Source organism: Streptomyces sp. NPDC059994 (assembly GCF_042737755.1).
GTDB lineage: Bacteria > Actinomycetota > Actinomycetes > Streptomycetales > Streptomycetaceae > Streptomyces.
In genome coordinates this window covers 1-7,026 of sequence record NZ_JBHWUR010000192.1, presented here as the reverse complement: position 1 = coordinate 7,026, position 7,026 = coordinate 1, and the positions used below count along the sequence as shown (strand labels likewise).

The window sequence follows — 7,026 nt, the reverse complement described above, 5'->3', positions numbered from 1 at the left end:
CCGCATGCTCATGCGGTACGGGGCCAGGCCTTCAGGGGCGCGGGGCCCTGACATCATGCGGCTCCGCCGCGCGGGCGCGACCAGCCCCCACCGCCCCGCAGACGAATCAGCAACCCAGCAGTCGGCTGCCCAGGTACGACTGGATCTGGTCCAGGGAGACCCGCTCCTGCGACATCGTGTCCCGCTCGCGAACCGTCACCGCGTTGTCGTCGAGCGTGTCGAAGTCGACCGTGACACAGAACGGCGTACCGATCTCGTCCTGGCGACGGTAGCGACGGCCGATCGCGCCCGCGTCGTCGAACTCGATGTTCCAGTTCTGCCGCAGGTCCGCCGCCAGGCCCTTCGCCTTCGGGGAGAGCTGCGGGTTGCGCGAGAGCGGCAGCACCGCGACCTTGACCGGCGCCAGGCGCGGGTCGAGGCGCATCACGGCGCGCTTCTCCATGACGCCCTTGGCGTTGGGCGCCTCGTCCTCGTTGTAGGCGTCGAGGAGGAAGGCGAGCATGGAGCGGCCGACACCGGCGGCGGGCTCGATGACGTACGGGGTCCAGCGCTCGCCGGCTTCCTGGTCGAAGTACGACAGGTCGCTGCCGGACGCCTTGGCGTGCGCCGAGAGGTCGTAGTCGGTGCGGTTGGCGACGCCCTCCAGCTCGCCCCACTCGCTGCCGCCGAACTGGAAGCGGTACTCGATGTCGGCGGTGCGCTTGGAGTAGTGGGAGAGCTTCTCCTTGGGGTGCTCGTACCAGCGCATGTTCTCCTCACGGAGACCCAGGCCCGTGTACCAGTTCCAGCGCTGCTCCATCCAGTATTCCTGCCACTGCTCGTCCTCGCCCGGCTTGACGAAGAACTCCATCTCCATCTGCTCGAACTCGCGGGTGCGGAAGATGAAGTTGCCGGGCGTGATCTCGTTGCGGAAGGACTTGCCCATCTGCGCGATGCCGAAGGGCGGCTTCTTGCGCGAGGTCTGCTGGACCTGGCCGAAGTTGGTGAAGATGCCCTGCGCGGTCTCGGGGCGCAGGTAGGCGACGGAGCCGCTGTCCTGGGTCGGGCCGAGGTGGGTGGAGAGCAGACCCGAGAAGTTCTTGGGCTCGGTGAAGGTGCCCTTGTTGCCGCAGTGGGGGCAGTTGACGTCGGCGAGGCCGTTCGCGGGCTCCTTGCCGTGCTTCTCCTCGTACGCCTCGGTCAGGTGGTCCGCGCGGAACCGCTTGTGACAGGAGGTGCACTCGGTGAGCGGGTCGGTGAAGGTGGCGACGTGGCCGGAGGCCTCCCAGACCTCGGTGGCCAGGATCACCGACGAGTCGATGCCGACGACGTCCTCGCGCGCGGTGACCATGTAACGCCACCACTGGCGCTTGAGGTTCTCCTTCAGCTCGACACCCAGCGGCCCGTAGTCCCAGGCGGCGCGCTGACCACCGTAGATCTCACTGCAGGGGTAGACGAAGCCACGGCGCTTGCTCAGGTTGACGATGGTGTCGATCTTGTCGGCGGCCACGGTGCTCTCTTCATTACGACGACGACGAACGGCGAATGCCCCAGATTAGCGGCGGCCTCCACCCCTGGATCAAATCGGTATCGCCCCACGGCCCGGAGCACCGCCCCGAGTACCACCCGGGGCGCCGCTCGGCGCAGGGCCCGCACCAGGCCTTGTTGACAATCGTTTCCACTTTTGTTGAAAATGACTGTCATGAACGTACGACGCCTCATACCCGCCGCCGCCCTCTCCACCGTCGTGGTGCTCGGCCTCGGCGCCCTGACCGCCTGCTCGGCCTCCGGCGCCGGCTCGGGCATGAAGGACGGCAAGCTGGACGTGGTGGCGTCGTTCTATCCGATGCAGTACCTGGCGGAGCGAATAGGCGGCGACCACGTCTCCGTACGCAACCTCACCAAGCCGGGCGTCGAGCCGCACGACCTGGAGCTCAGCCCCAAGCAGACCGCCTCCCTCGGCGAGGCAGGACTGGTCGTCTACCTCAAGGGCATCCAGCCCGCCGTGGACAAGGCCATCGCGCAGTCCGGTGCCAAGCACACCGTCGACGCCGCCGCCCTCACCAAGCTGGAGGACCACGGCACCGAGGTCGGCCACGGCCACGAGGGCGAGGAGCACCACGGCGGGAGCGAGGCCGGCGCCGACCCGCACGTCTGGCTGGACCCGGTCAAGTACGCCGAGGTCGCCCAGGGCGTCGGCAAGGCCCTGGAGAAGGCCGACCCCGACCACGCGGCGGACTACAAGAAGAACACCGCCGCCGTGGTCAAGGACCTCGGGGCACTGAACGAGAAGTTCACGGCGGGCCTGAAGAACACCGCCACCAAGACCTTCATCACCACCCACTCCGCCTTCGGCTACCTCGCCGAGCGGTACGGGCTGACCCAGGAGGGCATCGCGGGCATCGACCCCGAGGCCGAGCCGAGCCCCGCCCGGGTCAGGGAGCTCCAGTCCATCGCGAAGAAGGACCACGTCGACACGGTCTTCTTCGAGACACTGGCCAGCGACAAGACCGCCAAGACCCTCGCCGGGGACACCGGGCTGAGGACCGACGTCCTGGACCCCCTCGAAGGCATCACCAAGAAGTCCAAGGGCGACGACTACCTCAAGGTGATGGAGTCCAACCTGGCCGCGCTGCAGAAGGCGCTCGGCGCGAAGTGAGCACCCCCCAGTCCGCATCCGGAACCCCGGAATCCGGCACATCGGAGGCCCCAGTGATGGAACCCGTGATGGAACCCGTCCTATCCCTGCGCGGAGCCACGGCGACCCTCGGCTCGCGTCCGGTGCTGCGCGGCATCGACCTCACCGTCGAGCGCGGTGAGGTCGTCGCCCTGCTCGGCGCCAACGGCTCCGGCAAGTCCACCGCCGTGCGCTCGGCGATCGGCCAGGTGCCGCTCACCGGGGGCCGCATCGAGCTGTTCGGTACGGAGCTGAAGCGCTTCCGGGACTGGGCGCGCGTCGGCTATGTGCCCCAGCGCACCACCGCCGCCAGCGGGGTCCCCGCGACCGTCCGCGAGGTCGTCGCCTCGGGGCGGCTCTCCCGTACGAAACTGGGCCTGCTCTCCAAGGCGGACCGGGAGGCCGTGCGCCGGGCCATCGAGCTCGTGGGCCTCGCCGACCGCGCCAAGGACTCGGTGAACGCCCTCTCCGGCGGCCAGCACCAGCGCGTCCTGATCGCCCGCGCGCTCGCCTCCGGGCCCGAGCTGCTGATCATGGACGAGCCGATGGCGGGCGTCGACCTGGCCAGCCAGGAGATCCTCGCCGCGACCCTGCGCGAGCAGGTCGCGGGCGGTGCGACCGTGCTGCTCGTGCTCCATGAGCTCGGCCCGCTGGAGCCGCTGATCGACCGCGCGGTGGTGCTGCGCGACGGCTGCGTCACCCACGACGGCCCGCCGCCCAAGGCCACCGGCCAGCACGCGCTGCCCGGCCACGACCACGTCCACCCCCACTCGGCCGCCGAGCCGATCCGTACAGGACTGCTGACCTGATCATGGAAATCCTCCAGACCGCCTTCATGCAGCGGGCGCTCATCGCGGCCGTCCTGGTCGGCATCACCGCGCCCGCCGTCGGTATCTACCTGGTCCAGCGCCGCCAGGCCCTGATGGGCGACGGCATCGGCCACGTCGCCATGACCGGCGTCGGCCTCGGCTTCCTGCTCAACACCAGCCCGGTGTGGATGGCGACGCTCGTCTCCGTCGTCGGCGCCGTGACGATGGAGCTGATCCGGGCGTACGGCAAGACGCGCGGCGACATCGCGCTCGCCATGCTCTTCTACGGCGGCATGGCGGGCGGTGTGCTTCTGGTCAACCTCTCGGACACCGGCTCCAACGCCAACCTCTCCTCGTACCTCTTCGGCTCGCTCTCCACCGTCTCGGACTCGGACGTCACCTCGATCTGTGTGCTCGCCGCGTTCGTGGTGCTCGTCACGGTCGGGCTGCGGCGGCAGCTGTTCGCGGTGAGCCAGGACGAGGAGTTCGCCCGCGTCACCGGACTGCCGGTGCGGGCCCTGAACCTGCTGATCGCGGTGACCGCCGCGATCACCGTCACGGTCGCCATGCGGGCCGTGGGGCTGCTGCTTGTCAGCGCGCTGATGGTGGTCCCGGTGGCGGCGGCCCAGCAGATCTCCCGCTCCTTCGCGGTGACGTTCGTCCTCGCGGTGGTCATCGGCACGACGGTCACGCTGGCCGGAACGGTCACCTCGTACTACCAGGACGTGCCGCCCGGCGCGACGATCGTGCTGCTCGCGATCGGCGCGTTCATCGCCCTGACCGCGCTCGCCGCACCTCTGGCGCGCAGGCGTGCGCGGGTGGCCGAAACCGCCGCGGAGGAGTGCACCCTGGAGGTGCCGGGGTCGCGTACCGCGGCCGACGAGGCCACGGTCTGACCCCGACCTGGCAGAATGGCCCGACGACGTGAGCGGGCGATGGTTAGAGGGAGGCACCTGTGGCGACGGCTGGACCACCCGTACGCGGCCGGTCGACCAAGCAGCGGGCCGCCGTGGCGGCGGCCCTCGACCAGGTGGACGAGTTCCGCAGCGCGCAGGAGCTGCACGACATGCTCAAGCACCGGGGCGACTCGGTGGGACTGACCACGGTCTACCGCACCCTGCAGTCGCTCGCCGACGCCGGCGAGGTCGACGTGCTGCGCACCAGCGACGGCGAGTCGGTCTACCGGCGCTGTTCGTCGGGCGACCACCACCACCATCTGGTCTGCCGGATGTGCGGCAAGGCCGTCGAGGTCGAGGGCCCGGCGGTGGAGAAGTGGGCCGAGGCGATCGCCGAGCAGCACGGCTTCGTCAACGTGGCGCACACCGTGGAGATCTTCGGCACCTGCGCGGAGTGCGCGGCGGCCGCGGAGAAGTAGGGCACGCGCCGCAGGACGTACGAGACGTACGAAAGGGGCTCCGGGAGTCGTTCCCGGAGCCCCTTTCGCGTACCCGGCGCGAGTGGCACTTGCAGACCGGGTGTCCCGTTCGTGGAGCACCGGAACCCTGGATTCAGCCGCACGCATCCGGCTGAATCCAGCCGTCAGAACGTACGTCGATATCGCCCTATCGCGCCTGAAGTGCAGGTCAGCGAGTCGGTGCGCGGGTGCGTTCGGGCCACCCGGGGAACGCTTTGGGCCAGACTCAACCGAGACTAAAGAAACCGTCGGGTTGGTTTCCATAGAATCTTCCCCTTGGCTCCTGTCCTCCAGAAGCCGTCCTTCGCGCGCGACAACGGAGTTACACCATGAGCAAGCAGCAACGGGCTGAGCGGACACGTCAGACGCTGATCCTGGCCGCGGCCGAGGTGTTCGACACGGACGGTTTCGCACCGTCCTCACTGACCACGATCAGCACCCGGGCCGGCGTCAGCAACGGGGCGCTGCACTTCCACTTCGTCAGCAAGAACGCCCTGGCCGAGGCCGTCTGCGACCACGCCATGGCGTCCCTGCGGCAGATCGCGCGCCCGCGCGACACCGGGCACGGCCGGGCGCTCCAGGTCCTCGTGGACACCACGCACGCGCTGGCGTTCCGGCTCGGCGACGACGTGATCCTGCGGGCCGGGTTCGGGCTCAGCTCCGACGCGACCTGGAAGGGGTCGACGGACCTGCGCCAGTACTGGGTCGACTGGGTGGGCGACGTGCTGGCCGGGGCGGCCGCCGAGGGCGCGCTCGCCGAGGGGGTCGCGGTGGAGGACGCCAAGGCGGTGATCGCGGCGACGACCGTCGGCTTCGAGGCGATGGGGCGCAGCCAGCCGCGCTGGTTCTCGCGGCAGATGTTCGGCAAGTTCTGGGGGCTGCTGCTGCCCCGGCTGGCCCGGGCCGACGCGCTCGGCTCCCTGAAGCCCGACGGCAGCCCGGGGCTGGCGGCGGCGCTGCCTCTCTAGGGGCCGCTGTAGGGGCCGCTGTAGGGGCCGCGGCGGATCTCGTCCGGAGCTGGCCCCTCCGAAGTCCTGCACGCCGTGACCGCAGGGGCGTGCAGGGCCGAGGCCGTCGGATCGCCGCACCGGACGTGTTCGGGCGCCGCGGTGAGTGCGTGTCCCGTCGGGGGGCGGGACACGCACTCACCGCGGCGCTCGAACACGTCGACGGCTGCGGCTTGCGCGGGCGGTCAGGCCCCGATCCGCCGGGGCGCCCGCGCGAAGGGCACGGAGTACGCCGCCGCCGCCGAGCCCGGCCGGGCGTCCACCTCACGCACCCGCCAGTGCCGCGGGGAGCCGTCGGCCGGGCCGTAGGAGACCTCGGGTCCCGCGGCCGGGCGGTAGTCGTCGCAGACGAGGATCCCGCCGGGCGCGGCCGGCGCCAGCAGCCGCTGGGGGAGGTCCAGGAGCGCCCCGTTGACGGACAGCGGGGCGCCGGGGTCGCCGGGCGCGAAGCGGACCAGCGCCTCACCGGTCGCCACCGCCGCGTACAGGGTCAGGCCCCGGGCGGCGGGCGAGCGGCGGAGGGCTGTCCGGCCGGGCGGGACGACCTGGTTGGCCCGCAAGCAGCAGATAGCCCGGCGTCGCCCGCTGCTTGGTTCCCCCCAGTGGGACCTGCCGACCGCCGGACACCACCTCCACTCCGGTTCGCTCGGGCTCAGCCTTCAACTGGCTTGAGGATCACTACAACTGTCGAGAGGGCGAGGAATTCAAGGATTCCGTTTCCCACGATCAGAAATGCATTTCGTCGGCTGATCGCCGAACGGGGCCGAAGTCAACCCCGAAGTGACTTCCGTCAATTCCCTGCACCGCAGGACCACTCGGGGTGGGCCCCACCTGCGGCGCGGCCCCGACTCCCGGGCACGTCAGGGGCCTTGGGCGGGCCCGTCCGATACTCGGCACTCCCCGTTTGATTTCCGGACGGTGGACAACTGCGGAGTAACGCCGGATACGGTCCCTCAAGGATGCTTCGAGGGTGGAGCTGTACAAACCCACTCGGCGTTTCGTTCTCGATCTTTCCGCTTCAGCACCGCAAGTTGAGGAGCAGTCGTCGTGCGCAAGGTGCTCATCGCCAACCGTGGCGAAATCGCTGTCCGTGTCGCCCGTGCCTGCCGGGACGCCGGGATCGCCAGCGTAGCCGTCTAC

8 protein-coding genes are annotated in these 7,026 nt (G+C 70.1%); 6 read left to right on the top strand and 2 right to left on the bottom strand.

Annotation, left to right across the window (positions count from 1 at the left end):
* Positions 1-106 precede the first annotated feature (106 nt).
* Entirely contained in the window at positions 107-1,489 is a 1,383-nt protein-coding gene (locus ACFWA7_RS39385) for a glycine--tRNA ligase (RefSeq protein ID WP_385550162.1), read from the bottom strand.
* Positions 1,490-1,681: 192 nt separating this feature from the next.
* On the opposite strand from ACFWA7_RS39385, the gene ACFWA7_RS39380 reads away from it, so the two are divergent.
* From ACFWA7_RS39380 to ACFWA7_RS39360, 5 genes are all read left to right on the top strand, one after another.
* The gene (locus ACFWA7_RS39380; RefSeq protein WP_385827975.1) at positions 1,682-2,638 is read left to right on the top strand and encodes a metal ABC transporter substrate-binding protein; all 957 of its coding nucleotides are present in this window, start codon (positions 1,682-1,684) and stop codon (positions 2,636-2,638) included.
* A gap of 56 nt (positions 2,639-2,694) precedes the next feature.
* On the top strand, positions 2,695-3,465 hold the full coding sequence (locus ACFWA7_RS39375; protein WP_385550168.1) for a metal ABC transporter ATP-binding protein: 771 nt from the start codon (positions 2,695-2,697) through the stop codon (positions 3,463-3,465).
* A 2-nt stretch (positions 3,466-3,467) separates the two neighbouring features.
* The gene (locus tag ACFWA7_RS39370; protein WP_385550171.1) at positions 3,468-4,361 is read left to right on the top strand and encodes a metal ABC transporter permease; all 894 of its coding nucleotides are present in this window, start codon (positions 3,468-3,470) and stop codon (positions 4,359-4,361) included.
* Positions 4,362-4,420: 59 nt separating this feature from the next.
* Positions 4,421-4,840, top strand: a complete 420-nt coding sequence (locus ACFWA7_RS39365) for a Fur family transcriptional regulator (RefSeq protein ID WP_385550174.1) — start codon at positions 4,421-4,423, stop codon at positions 4,838-4,840.
* A 368-nt stretch (positions 4,841-5,208) separates the two neighbouring features.
* Positions 5,209-5,847 (top strand): ScbR family autoregulator-binding transcription factor, encoded by a 639-nt coding sequence (locus ACFWA7_RS39360; protein ID WP_385550177.1) that lies wholly within the window; start codon positions 5,209-5,211, stop codon positions 5,845-5,847.
* Positions 5,848-6,071: 224 nt separating this feature from the next.
* Here the strand turns inward: ACFWA7_RS39360 and ACFWA7_RS39355 are convergent, their stop codons facing one another.
* Positions 6,072-6,446 (bottom strand): hypothetical protein, encoded by a 375-nt coding sequence (locus ACFWA7_RS39355; RefSeq protein ID WP_385550371.1) that lies wholly within the window; start codon positions 6,444-6,446, stop codon positions 6,072-6,074.
* 487 nt (positions 6,447-6,933) lie between these two features.
* Between ACFWA7_RS39355 and ACFWA7_RS39350 the strand changes: the two genes are divergently transcribed.
* Positions 6,934-7,026: biotin carboxylase N-terminal domain-containing protein (locus ACFWA7_RS39350; RefSeq protein ID WP_280842533.1), on the top strand; the 93-nt coding region annotated here is incomplete at its 3' end.